The organism is Flavobacterium sp. FG139, assembly GCF_057809695.1.
Map to the genome: position 1 here is coordinate 40,561 of NZ_JBMDKL010000003.1, position 19,110 is coordinate 59,670.

15 protein-coding genes and 1 tRNA gene are annotated in these 19,110 nt (G+C 35.8%); 7 read left to right on the top strand and 9 right to left on the bottom strand.

Annotated elements, in window-relative coordinates:
• Positions 1-8: 8 nt before the first annotated feature.
• A complete protein-coding gene (locus ACODSI_RS03045) occupies positions 9-887 on the top strand; it encodes a DUF2279 domain-containing protein (protein ID WP_488915619.1) in 879 nt (292 codons plus the stop codon).
• Between the two features lie 97 nt (positions 888-984).
• Positions 985-1,620, top strand: coding sequence for a peptidoglycan-binding protein LysM (locus ACODSI_RS03050; protein ID WP_488915377.1), 636 nt, complete (start codon positions 985-987; stop codon positions 1,618-1,620).
• 50 nt (positions 1,621-1,670) lie between these two features.
• Here the strand turns inward: ACODSI_RS03050 and ACODSI_RS03055 are convergent, their stop codons facing one another.
• From ACODSI_RS03055 to dnaA, 3 genes are read right to left on the bottom strand one after another with little or no spacing between them, the layout of a single operon-like run.
• On the bottom strand, positions 1,671-2,396 hold the full coding sequence (locus ACODSI_RS03055) for an SAM-dependent methyltransferase (protein ID WP_488915378.1): 726 nt from the start codon (positions 2,394-2,396) through the stop codon (positions 1,671-1,673).
• Positions 2,396-2,863 carry a low molecular weight protein-tyrosine-phosphatase gene (locus ACODSI_RS03060; protein WP_488915379.1) on the bottom strand — a complete coding sequence of 156 codons (468 nt, stop codon included), beginning with the start codon at positions 2,861-2,863 and terminating at the stop codon, positions 2,396-2,398. The genes ACODSI_RS03055 and ACODSI_RS03060 overlap by 1 nt, the downstream gene beginning before the upstream one ends.
• Before the next feature lie 54 nt (positions 2,864-2,917).
• Positions 2,918-4,345 (bottom strand): chromosomal replication initiator protein DnaA, encoded by a 1,428-nt coding sequence (dnaA, locus tag ACODSI_RS03065; protein WP_488915380.1) that lies wholly within the window; start codon positions 4,343-4,345, stop codon positions 2,918-2,920.
• Between the two features lie 186 nt (positions 4,346-4,531).
• On the opposite strand from dnaA, the gene ACODSI_RS03070 reads away from it, so the two are divergent.
• The gene (locus ACODSI_RS03070) at positions 4,532-4,930 is read left to right on the top strand and encodes an acyl-CoA thioesterase (protein ID WP_488915381.1); all 399 of its coding nucleotides are present in this window, start codon (positions 4,532-4,534) and stop codon (positions 4,928-4,930) included.
• A 2-nt stretch (positions 4,931-4,932) separates the two neighbouring features.
• On the opposite strand, the gene ACODSI_RS03075 is transcribed toward ACODSI_RS03070, so the two are convergent.
• The 3 genes from ACODSI_RS03075 to ribD are packed head-to-tail and all read right to left on the bottom strand — an operon-like array spanning position 4,933 to position 7,211.
• Positions 4,933-5,538: an IMPACT family protein gene (locus ACODSI_RS03075; protein WP_488915382.1), complete on the bottom strand. Its 606-nt coding sequence runs from the start codon at positions 5,536-5,538 to the stop codon at positions 4,933-4,935.
• A gap of 28 nt (positions 5,539-5,566) precedes the next feature.
• Positions 5,567-6,175 (bottom strand): HAD family hydrolase, encoded by a 609-nt coding sequence (locus ACODSI_RS03080; RefSeq protein ID WP_488915383.1) that lies wholly within the window; start codon positions 6,173-6,175, stop codon positions 5,567-5,569.
• Positions 6,168-7,211, bottom strand: a complete 1,044-nt coding sequence (gene ribD, locus ACODSI_RS03085; protein WP_488915384.1) for a bifunctional diaminohydroxyphosphoribosylaminopyrimidine deaminase/5-amino-6-(5-phosphoribosylamino)uracil reductase RibD — start codon at positions 7,209-7,211, stop codon at positions 6,168-6,170. The genes ACODSI_RS03080 and ribD overlap by 8 nt, the downstream gene beginning before the upstream one ends.
• Positions 7,212-7,308: 97 nt before the next feature.
• Here ribD and ACODSI_RS03090 point away from each other — a divergent pair, with 97 nt between their 5' ends.
• Together ACODSI_RS03090 and prmC are read left to right on the top strand one after the other, a co-directional pair.
• Positions 7,309-7,809 (top strand): GNAT family N-acetyltransferase, encoded by a 501-nt coding sequence (locus ACODSI_RS03090; protein ID WP_488915385.1) that lies wholly within the window; start codon positions 7,309-7,311, stop codon positions 7,807-7,809.
• Between the two features lie 6 nt (positions 7,810-7,815).
• On the top strand, positions 7,816-8,670 hold the full coding sequence (gene prmC, locus ACODSI_RS03095) for a peptide chain release factor N(5)-glutamine methyltransferase (protein ID WP_488915386.1): 855 nt from the start codon (positions 7,816-7,818) through the stop codon (positions 8,668-8,670).
• Positions 8,671-8,737: 67 nt separating this feature from the next.
• On the opposite strand, the gene ACODSI_RS03100 is transcribed toward prmC, so the two are convergent.
• Positions 8,738-9,982 (bottom strand): ABC transporter permease, encoded by a 1,245-nt coding sequence (locus ACODSI_RS03100; RefSeq protein WP_488915387.1) that lies wholly within the window; start codon positions 9,980-9,982, stop codon positions 8,738-8,740.
• 139 nt (positions 9,983-10,121) lie between these two features.
• Here ACODSI_RS03100 and hisS point away from each other — a divergent pair, with 139 nt between their 5' ends.
• Entirely contained in the window at positions 10,122-11,480 is a 1,359-nt protein-coding gene (hisS, locus tag ACODSI_RS03105; protein WP_488915388.1) for a histidine--tRNA ligase, read from the top strand.
• Positions 11,481-11,555: 75 nt separating this feature from the next.
• Here the strand turns inward: hisS and ACODSI_RS03110 are convergent, their stop codons facing one another.
• Together ACODSI_RS03110 and ACODSI_RS03115 are read right to left on the bottom strand one after the other, a co-directional pair.
• On the bottom strand, positions 11,556-18,113 hold the full coding sequence (locus ACODSI_RS03110; RefSeq protein ID WP_488915389.1) for a DUF8693 domain-containing protein: 6,558 nt from the start codon (positions 18,111-18,113) through the stop codon (positions 11,556-11,558).
• A 340-nt stretch (positions 18,114-18,453) separates the two neighbouring features.
• Positions 18,454-18,527, bottom strand: a tRNA-Met gene (locus ACODSI_RS03115).
• 141 nt (positions 18,528-18,668) lie between these two features.
• On the opposite strand from ACODSI_RS03115, the gene ACODSI_RS03120 reads away from it, so the two are divergent.
• The gene (locus ACODSI_RS03120; protein ID WP_488915390.1) at positions 18,669-19,061 is read left to right on the top strand and encodes an START-like domain-containing protein; all 393 of its coding nucleotides are present in this window, start codon (positions 18,669-18,671) and stop codon (positions 19,059-19,061) included.
• The last annotated feature ends 49 nt before the right edge of the window (positions 19,062-19,110 follow it).

Sequence of the window (19,110 nt, forward strand, 5' to 3'; positions counted from 1 at the left end):
TCCTTTTGATGCTCCAATTCTATTTTGGATTTTCACAACATAATGTTGTTTTTTTTCAACCCTCGGATAGTTTACATGTATCAAGACGAAATGGGGTTGTGATTTCTGAAACTGTTTTAGCTTCTGGAGCTTTGATCGGTTTGAACCAATTGTGGTATGCCGATTATCCTCACTCAACGCTACATGCCGTAAATGACAATGATGAATGGCTTCAAATGGATAAAGCTGGACATTTATTTTCTTCCTATCATTTAGGGCGTTTTGGAGCTGAGGCATTGCAATGGAGCGGTTGTTCTAAAAAAAGTCAGTTGGTTTATGGAGCCACCATTGGTTTGGCTTTTATGACCACGGTTGAGGTTTTTGATGGATTTTCGTCGGAATGGGGATTTTCTTGGGGTGATATGGCCGCTAATGCTACCGGAACGGCTTTGTATGTTTCTCAAGAATTGTGTTGGAACGAGCAACGAATAGTTCCGAAGTTTTCGTTTCATACGACATCTTATGCTGCCGTTCGGCCTAATGTATTGGGTAGTTCTTTCGGTCAACAAGTGCTAAAAGATTACAACGGACAAACCTATTGGCTTTCGGCTAATTTATATTCGTTTTTTAAAGAATCTAAACTCCCAAAATGGCTCAATGTTGCGTTGGGTTATGGAGCTAACGGAATGATTACTGGAAGAAGTGAAACTAATGCTCTTTTTTTGTATCCAGAAACCCAAAGATCACGACAATTTTACCTGAGTTTGGATGCCGATTTGACTAAAATTAAGACAAAATCACACTTTTTGAAGACTTTTTTCTCTGTTTTTAATTCGATAAAAATTCCGGCTCCTACCTTTGAAATCAATGGTTTAGGAGGAGTAAAATTCTACTATTTGTACTTTTAAAAATCATAAGTACCTGATTTTCAATTTTATTTAAAAATAAGTTGTATATTTGCACCGTCAATATCAAGATGGTGACAGCGCTTGGAAATTACAATTTATGATAAAAAGATGGTCGTTTTACATAGGAATCGTTCTGATAGTAGGATTTATTAGCTCAGCTTTTAAACCCTTAGATACTTTAAATCAAAAATGGTTTCATGTAAGCGAAAATGAGGAGTTGTTATATCAATTTCCTTCAGAAAAACCTTCAGACTACATCAATCAATCGTTACCTTTTCTCGGAAAACATTTTGTTGGATTTAAAGAAGCTATAGCTTTTAAAGAATCTCAAGGTAAATACCATTTGGTGAACTCATTAGGATATATGGGTAAATACCAGTTTGGTACTTCGGCGTTGCGATTTATTGGAATTAAAAACAATTCAGAGTTTTTAAATAGCCCTGAGTTGCAAGAAAAAGCCTTTGTCGCTTTGATAAAAATTAATAAATCTAAATTGCAAGATGTGATTAAAGAGTATCGAGGTAAAACAATTGATGGTGTAAGGATAACCGAGTCTGGAATACTGGCTGCCGCTCATTTAGGCGGCGCTGGTTCTGTTAGAAAATATTTGGAATCTAACGGTAGAAAAAAATGTAAAGATGGTTACGGAACTACAGTGAAGAGTTATTTAAAACAATTCGGTGGTTATGAAACACACAACATTAAAGCAGATAGTACTGCTAAAGTGAAATAAGTCTAACAATGCTAAATAAAAAACCATCCATAATTGGATGGTTTTTTTGTCTAATGCAATTTATGCACAATAAAAATCGTTGGACGATTGTGTAAATCTATTTTAGTCTTTTTCCAATCCGCTACTCGAAGCGTTTTGATGTATTCTGTTGGAAGGGTTATATCGGCTGCAATACACAAATGCGTGTTGGGTTGCAAGGTTTGTAATATGTCTTCTAACAATTTATTATTGCGATAAGGCGTTTCAATAAATATTTGCGATTGGTCTTTGTCGTACGATAGCTTCTCGAAATTTTTTAAAGCCGATTTTTTATCTGATTTGTCAATAGGCAAGTAGCCATTAAAAGCAAAACTTTGCCCATTCATACCCGATCCCATCATGGCAAGTAAAATGGAAGAAGGGCCTACTAATGGTATTACTTGAATACCTTTTTCATGGGCTAATTTTACAATAACGGCACCAGGATCGGCTACACCAGGACAGCCAGCTTCGCTCATCAATCCAACATTAATTCCTTGCAGACATGGTTTAATCATATCATTGTGCTCAGAAACTTCGGTGTGTTTGTTTAAGGTGCTTAGTTGTAATGTAGCCTGTACCTTTTCAGGGTAAATACTTTTGATGAATTTGCGAGCTGTTTTTTCGTTTTCAACAATATAGCAGTCTATTAATTCAATAGCTCTTTGAACCGTTTGAGGTAAAACATCATGCGGATTGCTCTCTCCAAGGGTTATCGGGATTAAATATAATTTTCCTTTGGTGTTTTCTGATGTCATTAAGCGTGTTTCTCGATTAATTTTGCGGCTAAAATATCCGTGGCTTCGTCTAGCATTTCATATACCATATCAAATCCGTTTTGCAAACCATAATATGGGTCTGGAACATCAACATTTTCACCCGGAAAAAGCTCTTCCAGAATCATTTTTACTTTCTTTTTATGTGTTTCTGTTTTAGCTAAAAATAAAACATCATCATAATTGGAATGATCCATTACATAAATGTAATCAAAATCTTCAAAGTGTTTTGGTGTAAAAAGTTGCCCTCTTTGAGTGCTAATATCTAGTCCGTTTTTCTTTGCGGTAGCAATAGATCGTTCGTCAGGATGTTTTCCAACATGCCAATGTCCAGTTCCAGCTGAATCCACAACGAATTTATCTTTAGGAAGTTTGGATGCTAAGATACCTTCTGCCAAAGGAGATCGACAGATATTACCTAAACAAACCATTAAAATTTTAACGGGCATACTTATTCGGTTTCGTTTCTTACTTTAAAATGCAAAAGTAACAAATACCGATAATTATAATGATAATTTTTTGTGAATATCTTCAACAAATTTTTTGAATTGCTTGTCTGTTGAAACCAAGTTATCTACTGTTTTGCAAGCGTGTAAAACCGTTGCGTGGTCTCTATCTCCAATTTGAGATCCAATATTTGCTAATGATGCTTTGGTAAACTTTTTAGCAAAAAACATGGCTAATTGTCGGGCTTGCACTACGTGACGTTTTCTAGTTTTAGACTGTAGGGTGTCAATGTCTAATTGGAAATAATCGGAAACCACTTTCTGAATGTAGTCGATGGATATTTCACGTTTTACATTTTTAACAAATTTTTCTACAATGCTTTTGGCTAATTCAAGCGTTACCTCTTTTTTGTTGAAAGACGATTGTGCAATCAAAGAAATGATGGCGCCTTCTAGTTCACGAACATTTGATTTTATGTTTTGAGCCACATATTCTACAATTTCGTTGGGCATTTCAACGCCGTCACGGTATAAAATATTATTCAAAATAGAAACTCTAGTTTCGTAATCGGGTTGGTGTAATTCGGCAGATAATCCCCATTTGAAGCGCGACAATAAACGTTGTTCAATGTCTTGCATGTCAACAGGAGCTTTGTCTGAAGTAAGAATTACTTGTTTTCCGTTTTGATGTAAATAATTGAAAATATGAAAGAAAACATCTTGTGTGCCCGATTTTCCAGATAAGAATTGAACATCGTCAATAATCAATACGTCTATCAATTGATAGAAGTGAATAAAATCGTTACGATTATTTTTCTTAACGGAGTCTATATATTGTTGTGTGAACACTTCAGCAGAAATGTACAGCACGGTTTTTTCGGGATATTTATCTTTGATTTCAACACCTATAGCATGCGCTAAATGTGTTTTTCCTAATCCAACGCCACCAAAAATTAACAGTGGGTTAAACGATGTACCGCCAGGTTTATTGGCTACAGCCATACCTGCAGAACGCGCTAATCTATTAGAGTCGCCTTCTAAGAAATTATCAAAACTGTAGTTTGGATTGAGTTGCGACTCAATTTTTAAGTTTCTAATGCCGGGAATCACAAAGGGATTTTTAAGTTCCGGATTTAGGTTTTTAAAAGGAGCGTCAACTTCTTGTGATTTTATAGGACTGCGGTGTGCACTCGGCAATTGTTCTGTAAACGGTTGTTTGTTGCCATAAGTGTTTTCCATTTTAATTTTATAGAGTAACTTTGCATTTTTTCCAAGTTCTTTGGTTAAGGCAACTTTTAGTAATTTTACATAGTGTTCCTCAAGCCATTCGTAAAAGAATTTGCTTGGAACTTGAATGTACAATGCGTTATCAGATAGTTCAACTGACTTAATTGGTTCAAACCAAGTTTTATAGGCTTGCTCTTGAATATTGTCCTTTATGAAGGACAGACAGTTTTCCCATACCGATTGCGCAGTTTTGTTCATATTCTTGTTAAAATTACTAATTAATTTAAAGGTTCTCTTACAAAAGAAAAAGGGATTTTCCTTCGTGTTTTTTGGGTTAACAAATATGTGAACAAATTTCTTTAAAAAAAAATTATAAGGTATTGATTTTTTAAAAATTTTGTTGTAATGAATAGTTTTAAATTAGATAAAAAGCAAAAAGAATAGATGAACGAACACAAAGTAGCAGTTAGAGTTAGGTATGGTGAGACCGATCAAATGGGTGTGGTTTATCACGGAAGTTATGTGCCTTATTTTGAGATAGGAAGAGTGGAATGGCTAAGAAACAAAGGGGTTTCGTATAAAGCGTTGGAAGAAAGTGGTATTGCATTGCCCATTGTATCCATGCATTTGAATTATAAAAAACCCGCTCGGTATGACGACTTATTGACGATTCATACGAAGTTGCGAAAATACAGCGGTGTGAAGATTGAATTTGATTGCGAAATTCGTAATGAAAATGAAGAGTTATTAACAACTGCTCATTTTATATTGGTTTTTGTTGATACAAAAAATGGAAAACCTATTGTGCCACCGTCGTATATTTTGGAGATAATTTCTGAATAAAATTAGTGGTTTAATTGTATCTCAATTTCGTACAAAGAATTAAAAATGTCGAATACCATTTCGGCATTTTTTTTTCGTGTTGCGATTTCAATTTTGCAACTTTCGTTCATGTTTTGGGATATGATTTCGAGGTTTTTTTCTTTGATGACTCGCATTACTTTATTCATGTTTTTGTAATCAAAAGATAGTATATAATGTATGTCGATTGTTTTCTCAATAATTTCTGAAGCGTCCAAAGCCATTTGTGCCGCAGTTCGGTAGGCCGAAATTAATCCGCCAACACCTAATTTCGTTCCGCCAAAAAAACGAACTACTACCACCAATATATTAGTTACGCCAAATGATTGAATTTGTCCGTAAATTGGTGCTCCGGCAGTATTGCTTGGTTCGCCATCATCATTGGCTCTAAACTGAATTTTGTCGGTTCCTATTTGAAAGGCATAGCAGAAATGAACCGCGCCATAATGCAGTTTGCGTAAAGTTTCTAAATGTGATTTGATTTCCTCTTCGCTAGTTACTGGATAGGCATAGCCAAAAAACTTACTGTTCTTTTCTTTAAATAAAATTTCTTCCGAAGGAAAAGCAATGGTTTTGTAGGTGTCGTTCAAAGTTTGAAGTACGAAATATAAGTAGATATTAAAGTGGTAAATGTTTTTGTTCGAATAAATCGACGACATCTTCTTGGCCTACTTGCAAATTCCACACATGAATTCCAATACTGGCTGCGGCATCAGTATTGATTTTTTTATCATCTACAAATAAGGTGCGTTTTGGAGATAAATCGTGTTTGTTAACAATATAGCTGTAAATGCTCGGATCGGGTTTGCGCATGCCCATTTCATAGGAATAATAAACCTTTTCAAAGCATCGGTAGAAGTCGGTGTAAAATGACATTCCTACTTTATGTTCGAATCGACTGATGTGGATCTCGTCGGTATTGGTCAACAAAAATAATTTGTATCTGCTAGAAAGCATTTGTAAAAATTCCAATCGATACAAAGGAAATTCACCAATAATGGTATTCCAAGCGGTTCTAATTTCTTCGATACCGGCATTTGGAATGAATTTGTGAAAACAAGTGATGAATTCTAATTCGGATACTTTTCCTTTTTCAAACAAATCATTCATTTCAATAAGTTCTTGGTTTGGGCCAGGTAAACCTAGTTTTTTAAAAGCTTCTACTTGAGCTTCTTTTTCTAAATTAATAAAGATATCGCCAAAATCAAAAATTATAGTGTCAATCATGATTGAAAAAAATTAAAAGTTCATCCTTTAAAATAATTTGTTTATCCGTTTTTTTGCCACTAATTTTTGGAGATTTTACACCCGATTTAAAAAGATTATCTCCTTTAAATATGCGTGCTTCATCCCAAAGATTTGCTTCAATAAACGATTGCAATGTTTGACTTCCGCCTTCAATGAGCACTGATTGTACATTGTTTTTGTATAAAATAGTGCAGATTGAATAAACCAGTCGATTATCAAAGATACAATTTTCGTAGATTAAATTTTCAGTTGAGGTTAAATTTTCTTGTTCAGTTAGTACAATTGTTTTGCTTTTTTGATCTTTCACATGGTAATTGTTTGAGATTTTACCACTTTTATCTAATATGATGCGCACCGGATTTGTACCGCTCCAATCTCGGGTGTCTAATTTTGGGTTGTCGGACAAAACTGTATTGGTTCCCACTAAAATAGCCGGTTCTTCACTGCGCCATTTGTGAACCAATTGCCGAGAAAAGGGATTGGTAATCCAAACAGGTTCTTGGTTGTCTTTAGAAATAGGTGCTATAAATCCATCCTGACTTTCAGCCCATTTTAAAATAATATAAGGTCGTTTTTTATTGTGAAACGTAAAAAAGCGTTTGTTGAGTTCGTTGCATTCGTCTTCGAGAATTCCAACGGTAACATTCTTACCAGCTTCAATGAGTTTTTTGATGCCATTACCGGCTACTTTGGCAAAAGGATCAATGGTGCCAATGACGACATTCGGAATAGAATGAGCTATAATTAAATCACAACAAGGAGGCGTTTTCCCGAAATGACTACACGGTTCTAGACTCACGTAAATAGTGGCTTTTGAAAGTAGTGATTTGTTTTTTACAGCATGTATGGCGTTGACTTCGGCATGGGATTCGCCAGCTTTTCGGTGCCAACCTTCGCCTATAATTTCATCATTGTATACAATAACACTGCCTACAAGCGGATTAGGATAGGTAGTTCCCAATCCGTTTTTTGCTAATTCGATGCAGCGTTTAATGTATTTTTGATGTGTTTTCACGATGTAAAAGTACTATTTTTGTGAAGTTATTTTATAATTCAAAAGTATTTGATTTTTCGAATTTTGAATATCCAAACATAGAATACTGAATTTTGAAATGTTAGAAATGATTATTAGACCAATCCAACTCCACGATAACGATCAAATTGCCAATGTCATTCGACAGGTTTTTGTTAATGATGGTTATCCTAAAACAGGGACAGCTTTTGCCGATCCGCAATTGGATTTTATGTTTGAAACCTATAATAAACCCAAAGCTATTTATTTTGTAGTTGAAGAAAATGGTCGCATTATTGGTGGTGCAGGAGTAAGTCAGTTGGATAATTCGGAGGATAATATATGCGAATTACAGAAAATGTATTTTTTAGAAGAAGCTCGTGGTCAAGGAATTGGATTTGAAATGATACAGAAATGTTTGCAAAAAGCCAGCGAATTTGGTTACGAAAAATGCTATTTAGAAACGCTTCCTGAGATGCTCAATGCTCAAAAACTGTATAAAAAAGTGGGATTTGAATACCTTACTGAACCATTAGGAGGAACGGGCCATACCAGTTGTCCAGTTTGGATGATTAAAGAATTGATAATTGAAAATGAATAATTGCTAATGCTTCTTAAAACGTACAAAACCACTTTTCTACAGGAACTTTTATCTTTATATGATGAAAAGGAAATCGAGAGTTTCTTTTACATTATATTGGAGTCCTTTCATCATAAAAAGCGCATCGATTTGGCTTTGAATCCCGAAATGGAGATGGATGCTTTGCAGTTGCTGCGTTGGGAAAGTGTTTTAGCCGAACTTAAAAAGGAAAAGCCGATACAATATATATTAGGTGAAACCGAGTTTTATGGTTTGCCTTTTTTAGTGAATGAAAATACGTTAATTCCGAGACCAGAAACAGAGGAATTGGTTGAATGGATTTTGGAAAGTACAAAGTACGAAATACAAAATACGAAGTTGAAAATTTTGGATATCGGAACAGGAAGTGGTTGTATTGCGGTTGCATTGGCTAAAAATCTTTCAACTGCAAGTGTGTCGGCTATTGATGTTTCTGAAAAAGCTTTAAATACTGCAAAAAAGAATGCTGAAATCAATGCTGTAGCAGTAAATTTTATGTTTAAAAATATTCTAGAAACTCATGATTTAAATGAACAATTTGATCTTATAGTTTCCAATCCTCCGTATGTTCGAAATCTAGAAAAAGCTGAAATTAAACCGAATGTTTTAGCTTACGAACCGCATTTGGCGTTGTTTGTAGAAGACAATGATGCGTTGCTTTTTTATCGAAAAATTGCACAATTAGCCAAGAAAAATCTAACCGAAAACGGACGATTATATTTTGAAATCAATCAGTATTTAGGGAAAGAAACCTTTTTGTTGCTAGAAGAACTAGGTTTCAAAGAAATTGTTTTGAAGAAAGATATTTATGGTAATGATCGTATGATTTCTTGTGAAATATAATTCACTTCTGAATTCTATGGTTTAAAAAATGTTGAATATTCTATTTTGAATAACGAATATTGAAATTCTACTCGTAACGCAACGCTTCAATAGGGTCTAATTTAGATGCTTTAATCGCTGGATACAATCCAGAAACTAAGGCTACAATAAAGCTGGTAATTACCGCAGCCATGATGGCGCCCCACGGAATTACAAATCCAAATTCCATTAAGGAAGCCATTAGAAATCCGACTAATATTCCGAAGATAATTCCAACAAAACCACCAATTTGTCCAATTAGTAAGGTTTCCATGAAAAATTGCCACGCAATGGTACCGCGTTTGGCTCCGAGTGATTTTCGGACACCAATTTCTCGGGTTCTTTCGGTAACAGAAACAATCATAATGTTCATCAAAGCAATCGAAGAACCCAAAATAGTAATGATACCAATCACCCAAGCCGACAAACTAAGAACGCCTGTCATTTCGGCAATTCTATTGACCAAATCGTCACTTCTAGAAATCCCAAAATTGCTTTCTTCTACCGGGTTTAGCCTTCTTATTTTTCGCATGGTTAGTGTAGCATCATCAACAGCCGCTTGCAATAATTCTTTTTTGTCGACCATAGTACTAATCGTATAATTAATGCTAGGTGCCGAAAATAAAGAACGCGCCACTTGAATCGGAATTAAAACACGCATGTCTTGATTGTTCCCAAACGTGGATCCTTTTTCTTTTAAAACACCTATGACTTTAAATTTGGCGCCACGAATGGAAATGATTTTATCAATTGGGTTCACATCTTTTAGAAGTCCTTTGGTGACAAAATCACTTCCCAACACACACATATAGGCATTGTTGGAAATGTCAAAACCATTGAAATTCCGTCCTTGTACCACTTCGAAACCGCTATTGTTGGTGAAATTGTCGTCAACACCCAAAACAGCAATTTCTGGATCGGTTTTTTCGTTTTCATATTTTACTTCGGCGGTTCCGGTTGCTGTAAATGAAACGGATGTATGGGTGAATGGATAATCGTATTTTTCTTTGTAGGCTTTGGCTTCGGGATAGGAAATAATCGGATTGATTTTTTCGATTTCGCCACCACCATCGTTTCGGGTTTTGAATTCGTATTGGTTGATGCTAAAGGTATTCGATCCCATCGAAGCAAATTTGGAATTCAAGGTATGGTCAATAGCGGCTACAACCGTAAGAATTCCTACCAAAGCAGTAATTCCGATAGCAATAATGACAATGGTCAGTATGGTTCGCAGCAATTGTGCGCGAATGGAGCCCATGGCAATCTTTATATTTTCTCTGAAAACTGCATTCATAATTGCTATTTGACACGAAATTACGGTTTTTGTTACAAGTTTGTGGTATAAGAATTATTAATTATTTTAAAAAGTATGATATTTGCACCGTCAATTGATAATTCACAATTGATAATTGATAATTTATAATTAAAAAATAATGGCATCTAAACCCAGTATTCCCAAAGGCACACGCGATTTCTCTCCAGTTGAAGTTTCTAAACGTAACTATATTACGGCGATCATGCGAACTCATTTTGAGAACTTTGGTTACCAACCCATAGAAACCCCAAGTTTTGAAAATTCGGATACGTTAATGGGAAAATATGGCGAAGAAGGCGACCGATTGATTTTTAAGATATTGAATTCGGGTGATTATTTGGATAAGGTTTCTACGGAAGAATTGTTAGATTTGAATTATAAAAAACTAACTACTAAAATCTCTGAAAAAGCACTTCGCTACGACTTAACCGTTCCGTTTGCGAGATACGTAGTACAGCACCAAAACGAAATTGAGTTTCCGTTTAAGCGGTACCAAATTCAACCCGTTTGGCGTGCCGATCGTCCGCAAAAAGGACGTTTTAGAGAGTTTTATCAATGTGATGCCGATGTAGTGGGTTCGACTTCGTTGTGGCAAGAAGTAGAGTTGGTGCAATTGTACGACTCGGTTTTTGCAGCGTTGGGCTTGAACGGCGTTACGATCAAAATCAACAATAGAAAGATATTGTCTGGAATTGCTGAGGTTATTGGCGCTTCCGATAAATTGATTGATTTTACAGTTGCCTTGGACAAACTTGATAAGATAGGTGAGGACGGCGTTAAAAAAGAAATGCTAGAGAAAGGCATTTCGGAAGACGCCTTGGTAAAAGTGCAACCATTGTTCCATTTTACAGGAACGATTCATGAAAAAATGGAAAAGCTTTCGGCGTTGTTGTCTTCATCGGAAGAAGGTATGAAAGGTATTGCAGAGCTGCGATTCATTTGTGACAATGTGACCAAACTTGGATTGCAAAAAGCCATTTTGGATTTGGATGTAACGTTGGCGCGTGGATTAAACTATTATACCGGAGCTATTTTTGAAGTTTCGGCACCCGAAGGAGTAGCCATGGGAAGCATTGGTGGTGGCGGACGATATGATGATTTGACTGGAATTTTCGGATTGAAAAACATGAGTGGTGTTGGAATTTCGTTTGGATTGGATCGCATTTATTTGGTTTTGGAAGAATTGAATTTGTTTCCAGAAACGGTGACAACTGCTACTAAAGTGATGTTTTTGAATTTTGGCGAAAGCCAAGCTTTTGAGGCGATGCAAGCCATTCAGCAGTTGCGAAACCAAAATATAAAAGCCGAATTGTATCCTGATGCTGCTAAAGTTGATAAGCAATTTAAACATGCGGAAAGAAGAGCGATTCCCTTTGTTGTAAAAGAAATTACGAATGGAATGTATACCTTGAAAAACATTGTTTCGGGCGCACAAACTCAAGTTGATCTTTCGGAATTGATCTCACTAATAAAATAAGGTTTATTTTATAAAATTAAAAAAGCCACGCAAAACTGCGTGGCTTTTTTGGTTGTCAAACCAATTGTTTAAACCCTAATTAAAAACAATTTTTCTTGTAGTTTCACCTTTGTCTGTTTTTACTTTTACAATGTAAGTTCCAGAACTCAAGTCTTTGATAGGCAATTGGATGTTTTGTTGGTTTTGATCTTTTACATCAAACGTTCCTACAGATTGTCCCAGCAAATTGAAAAGTGTCACTTTTTCTACCGTGGCGTCTACCACATTATTTTTTATATTTAATATATTGCTTGCGTTAGCATAAGCTATCGTTATTCCAGTATTTAAATCAACTGCATCGTTGCTCAATAAAGCATGATTGTCTTTGAAGGTTAGTGTAAAACGGTTTTCTGTTAACCCTTGAGGCAATTCAACAATGTAAGGATTATTAGTGATATCGTGGTATTGACCGTCGGTATTATCTAATATGAAAAGACGTTGATTGCTGTTCATGTTTTCGGTTGCATCGACCATAATTTTTACTTCTCCCAATACATTCGTTTTGATTCCGATAGGGTATACGTTGTTTATATCAAAATAACCTTCACCTTCAATATTTAATTTTGCACCATTATTCATAAAGTACATGTCATTTAGCTGATTGTCAATGCTTGGTGCATCGTATCCACTTTCTACAGCACTAGTCGCATACTGCTCCATAAATCCTAATAGAATTTGTCTGTGGTAATTGTCTTTTGAAGTCAATCCTAAACGAACTCTTTTAAACGTATCTGACGTAATTGGGTCTTCCGTATTGGTGTTGGCAACAATATTAGTGTTTGAGTTTTTGAACATGTATGTTGAAGCTGCATTATCTTCTTTAATGAACAACCTTTGATTGTTATTAAACGTAATGTTACCACCAGTTGCAGAACCCACCATAAAGAATCCTTGTCCTACTGGTACGTATCGTCCTGGAATTTTTGAACTTGTTCCTACACCGTTAATTCCGGCTGGAGCCGTAGGACCCGTTCCACCTACTAAGTTTCTAACAGAATATCCACCTTGGTAGTTTACTAAATTGTGCGTATTATTAGAGCTAGCATGTTCCCAGAAATATAATGTTCCTGTTGTGGTTGCAGTGTTAGCAATGATAAAGTTAGCAGAGTCTAAAGCAGAAGGATAAGGGTTTCCAGTTAAGTTTAGGTTACCGGCAGCTACTGTTGTGGTAATGGTACCATTGTTAGGTTTTCCAACAAAAGTATAATTTTGATTTGCAGCAGCAGTTCCGCTTCCTTTTAATGTAAATCCTTGTGCTACATTTAGTGTGCCATTTTGTCCAACACTAGCCCAGTTTGCATAGCTATTGCTTAAGTTTTGAAATTTAAAAATCCAATAGCTGCTTAAAGTGATAGGGCTTGTTGGACTTCCGTTTACACCACTGGTCCAAGTGATGTTTTGAGGTGTTCCAGAAGTACCATCTTTCATAACTCCAGCTACCGTAAATGAATTATTATTGGTAGTTGCGTTTATAGCTCCCACAGGAGATGCCCAATAATTATAGTTATAAATGTTTTTAGTTCCTTGTTGATCTCTTTCGATAGAACCTGCACTAGTTGCATCTAATGTGCTACTTACCGTTTGTAATAGTTGTGATTTACCTTGTAGGTCTATTTTTCCGTTCAACAATAAATACCAATCGTTTTGGATTTTAGTATCGTTGTTCATGGTAACCGTTACACCTGCATCTACAATCATTCCTAAATCTACGTTGTTAGTAGTTTCGGTAATGTCATGTTTTACTTGAACAATTGACCAATCCTGATCCATAATGTCTAAACCTCTTACTTCGTTTGTTGGACTGTTTACAGCTGTAGCAAAGTTACCAGCTCTTTCGGTTACGAAAGGCATTGGAGCTTGTTGTACATAGATGTTTTTGTTGTTGTAAATTTTCATTCCTGTTACATCAATAGCTGCAGTTGTAATGTCGTCTATAATATCATCTTTGTAACCATCCATACTGAAACATCTTAATACATTTGTAAAAGGAACACCTACATCTACAGGAACTATTTTTCCTCTAGTTTGGCTACTTACATTTTGAATTTCTTGGTATACCATTCTTTGGAAGTAAGCATCGGCAAGAGCTACGTTGAAAACTCTTAGTTCATCTAATTTTCCTTTGAAATATTTAGTATTAGTACTTGGATCTTTTCCGATGGTTAATTTAGAACCGTCAGAAATAATGTTTCCAGAAGCAGCTACACTGGCTACCATAGTACCATTCAAAAACAATTTTAAAGTACCTCCACCATAAACAGCACCTACATGATACCATTGAGAAGTATTTAAGGCTACTGTACTGTATGTAAGAGTTGTTGAGTTAACCACAGCCTCAATATTTCTAGCACTTGTAACTCTAATTTGAAATTTATTTTGACCGATAATTACACCGTCTGTTGAAAACGCACTGTTTAAATCAACCCATGCCATCAAAGAAGCACCAGATAGATTATCTAAGATTTGAACATTTTCTTGACCATAATCGTTTCTTCCATCAAAATCAAGTTCCAATTTTCTGTTCAAATTTCTAGGCGAACCAATTGCAGCAGTGTTTGTATCAAATGTATCTACAATTCCATCTCTGTCTGCATCGGTAGAGCCGTCTATTTTACCATCATTATTGGCATCTAAAGATCCGTACAAACTGGTTTGAATGTCTTTTGTTCCGTCTGAATTTGAATCTAATTGTAGGTAATCTGAAACCCCATTAGCATCTGTATCTAGGGCATTAGCTCTGTAGGTTGTTCCAAAGATAGCCGCGTTGTCGTATAGGTTTAATATACCGTCACCGTCTGCATCTGCTCCATCACCTTTTCCATCATCATTAATATCGCCATCACCATTTAATAAACCAGCTTCATCAACATCAAATAAAGAGTCATTATCACTGTCTAAATCTAAATAGTTTGCAATTCCATCACCGTCTGTGTCAGGAATAGTATAAGTACTTCCAGCTATCATTGTGTCAATACTATCATTCATTCCGTTACCATTTGCATCAGCCCAAGTACCGTTGTACATGGTTGAGGTATTGTTAGCGAATCCTTTAAAATTAGCTTCTTCAATATCTGGAATTCCGTCGTTATCAGAATCTAAATCATCTACGTTAGCTACGCCATCACCATCAGTATCAATACATCCTTGGACGATTGAGATTTGAACATCATCGATAAAATTTCCAATGGTTTGGTCGCCAGTAGAAGTAAATCCTGATTGGAAAGCTAAAACGATTTGTGTTTGTCCCACTGGAATTGTATACGTTCCAGAATAGGTTCCCCATGTTGTATTTCCATCGACCATTGTTGCAATTGGAGCAGAAGCTAATGCATTGGCTAAAGTTGAACCAAATCGAACGAAAGCTTGGTCTGTTCCAGATCTTCCTCGGTGTTTAATAGACCAAGTGATGGTTCCTGACGATCCATTTAAACAAAACGACTGGTATAAAGTAGAAGCTTGGTTTGCGTTTAATTCGGCAAATTGAGTTCCTTGTGCTGCATTTCCACCATTTCCACCTGTTGGCCATAATTCAATCATTCCATCGGTTGCAGTTGTCTGCCATCCTGTGAATGAAGTTTGTGGTAATGTTGTGTTCCATCCACCATTGAATGGGATAACTGGTGATTCAAAACTACCATTTACGAATGGGTCGCTTACACAAGCAGCACATTCTATGGTATCTATAATTCCATCATTATCGTTGTCTATATCTATACTTGCATCAATTCCGTCGCTGTCAATATCAATGATACCAGTTCCAGCGATTGCATATGTATATGGATTTTCATTACTGTCATTGTTAACTATTGAAATCGTTGCTGTTCTTGTTCCTGTAGCACTTGGGTTAAACGTTACTACAAAAGTAGTTGAACTTCCGCCACTAACTGTTAAACTTGGAAAAGTAGTTACTGTAAAATCGGCGGCATTAGTTCCGGAAATAGTTGGATTTGAAAGTGTTAAATTATTTATACCAGTATTATAGATGGTAAATGTTCTAGTTAAAGTACCTATGTTAACATCGGTCCCACCAAAGTCCGTCCAATCAGATAATGAAGGGGTTACATCGCCGCTTACAATTGATATTGCATTTCCACGAACATTAATTTCAGGATTGTTTGTATAGGTTGCTACAACGGCTACTCTTGGGCTAGAAGTACAACCATTGTTAACGGTTTCTACATAATAGGTTGTTGTAGCTGAGATCACAGGAGTTGTAAATGATGTTCCTGTGGCTAAAGCAGAACCACCACTAGCTGCTGCATACCAAGAGATTGTTCCAGCAGATGCAGTTGCTCCAAGAGTTACGGTACCCGGACCATTTGTAGTTCCTGGAGTTGTTCCCGTGATTGTAGGAATTGCAATTACAGTTACTGTAAAAGGCACACTAGTGCTACTTACACATCCGCTTGCATTTCTTACGGATAAATTTCCAGTATAAGTTCCAGCCGCTGTATTAGCAGGAATATTTATAGTTATTGAACCAGCAACTAATGCAGCATTAGTAACAGTAACAAAGCTGTTAGCAGGTGAAGCATTCCATGAAATACTATAAGTGTTTGGTGAACTTGTAGTTGCACTATAAGTTAATGGTGTTGTTTGAGCTGAACTACTAAAACATACGCTTGTTGCGCTTGCTGAAGGAGTGATTGTTGGTTGAGCTATTATAGAAACGGTTATTGTATTGCTAATTTTACTGCAACCACCAGAGACAACAATTCTGCGATAATAAGTCGTTTGGCTGATTACAGGTGCGTTGTAAGTTGCAGATGTAGCACCACTAATTGTTGTAAAATTAACATTGTCTGTTGAAGATTGCCATAAATATGAATAGGTTCCATTACCTCCTGTTGGAGCGGTTACAGTAAAAGCTAAAGGGTCTCCACTAGAACCACAAAAAGATTGGTTAGAATTTATAGTCCCAGAAGTAAGATTGGAATTACTTGTTACTGTTAATGTATTAATATTACTATATCCTGTACAGCCAGCATAGGTTATTTTTAATCTTATATAGTGAACTCCAGCAGTTGATTCAATTGTAGTATACAATGGATCTAAAACAAATTGTGCTGTGGTGCTAGTTGGGCCTGCTGCATCTGTCCAAGTGATATTATCATCGCTGAATTGCCATTGATAGGTTGATCCTGCACCTGGATCTCCAGAAAAAATATCCATATCATTTTGGGTGCCTCCGCCTACAGTTCCACATCCAGAAATTGTGGCTGTATGGTCGTTTGCTCCTTGAGTAAACTCAATTGATGGGCTTATGTTTGTTACCGTAATGGTAGCTGTTGCGGTTCTTGTGATGCTAACGCAACCAGTAGATGTCACTGCCTCAGCATAATAGGTTGTAGTGGCAGAAGGAGCTACAGAGAAATCAACTCCAGAAGCCGATGTGCCAATAGCAGTACCACCGCTGGCAACAGTATACCAGTTGATATTGTTTCCTGTGGAAGTTGCATTTAATAAGACATTTGTTCCGTTACATATACTGCTATTTGTCGTTGGAGAAACAGCCGTTACAGTGGGAACTAACGTTAAATTTGATGTTAAAACAGAGCTTGTATTGTATACTCTACAAAGAGATGTTCCAGCCGTTTTAAAACTGTATATTCTATAATAAGCATTGGTACAATTGGTTCCGATATTATCACTAAAAGAAGTGCTAGTTTGGGTATTATTAATGGCTACGATGGTCCATGCTCCAATTGTTTGTCCAACTACTACAGAAGCAAAATTTGTTGGGTTTGTAACAGCAGGAGCTGCGCCTGTACTTAATGCTCTTAATACTAAATATCCGTCTGAGTAGGTTGAGGTTTGTGTGAAATTTCCAGATACGGTTGTACCAGAAATAGATAAATTTAAGTTAGTTGGTTGTGTGGTTGGAGCTACAGTTCCAGCAGATGTTGCTGGGCTATTAATGGTTCCACCTACATTTCCTACATATAAGCCTGTACCAGTATTTCCAAAAACACCATTATTAGTAAAACTTCCTGTAGATCTAATACTATTACAATTTGTTCCAGGTCCTCCAATTACTGTTGCACCTGAATTGTTGGTTATTTGACTTGCAGTAATAACACCAGAAACAATAACACTTCCGTTATTGTTTAAAGGGCCATTAATAGTAGATGTACCGCCTAGTGTTACACTACCACCACTGTTAACTGTTACACCACTTGTTGTTAACGTTCCGTTATTAACAAAACTAACACCACTGTTTATCGTTATGGCTGGTAATGTTATACTACCTGTTGCAGCATTAGTAAAATTCACACCCGAATTAAAATTCAAGTTTGTTGTATTGGTGAAAGTACCATTATTTATGATGGTCCAGTTACCGTTGTAATTTGGAGCCACTGACGGATTGTAATTCACTCCTGTTCCAATACACAAAGTGTTTCCGTTGAAGTTGTTTAATCTTCCAGTAAATGCACCAGTACCAACGATACAAATTGTCTGTCCGGCTGTTAAGCTAAAAGTTGAACTGTTTGGCACCGTGATGGTAACATTACAACCCGTACATTGGGCTTGAAGGAAGTTTACGTTTAATATCAAAAGTAGTATTGATATTGATTTAAGTAAATTTGGTTTCATAACTATTAGGGTTTAGTTTATGATTTCGTTTTTACGAATCATCAATTTGATAATTCAGTTTTATTGATTTGACACGACAAATGTAGAAAGGCGGATTCTAATAAAAAAGTTTTTTATCGATAAAAAGCATATAAAATCGATAAAAAGCATAAAAAAACAATATAAAAAAGAAAAGTACTACAAAAAAATAATTTATTTAGTAAAATTATTTGAAACTAAAGATGGCTGATTTATATTGATTTAAGAAAAAGTAGCAGTTTTTTTAACGATACTATTTTTGCAGATTTAGTTTTAATAAAAAAGTCTCAAACGTAGCTTGCTTGAGACTTTATTTTTCTTGTAGCGAGAGGGAGATTTGAACTCCCGACCTCAGGGTTATGAATCCTGCGCTCTAACCGACTGAGCTACCTCGCCATTTTATCGGTACACATCCTTGAATGCGGGTGCAAATATAATACTAATAAAACACCTTGCAAATATAAATTTGAAAAAAAAATATTTTTTTTCTTATCCCTTTTTTTAAATAAAAATTATATATTTCGCAAAAATTAGATTATGTCTTCAAAAGTACGTTACGAAATAGAATTTCCTATTAATTCATCACCTCAGTTGTTGTATCAATACATTTCAACTCCATCAGGATTACAAGAATGGTTTGCTGATAAAGTAAATTCTAGAGGTGAATTTTTTTCTTTTGAATGGGATGATATGGAAGAAAATGCTCGTTTGGCCTCCAAGAAAACAGGAGAAAAAGTAAAATTCAAATGGGTTGATGAGGATAAAAAAGACACAGAATACTATTTTGAGTTGCGTATTCTAGAAGACGAAATCACTAAAGATGTTTCGTTAATGGTGGTTGATTTTTCTGAGGAACAAGAATTAGATGAATCTAAACAATTGTGGGAAAATCAAGTTTCTGATTTGAAACATGTGATTGGTTCTGTATAAAAATCATTTTTAAGAGTTATATTTGTCCCGACTAAATCGGGATTTTTTT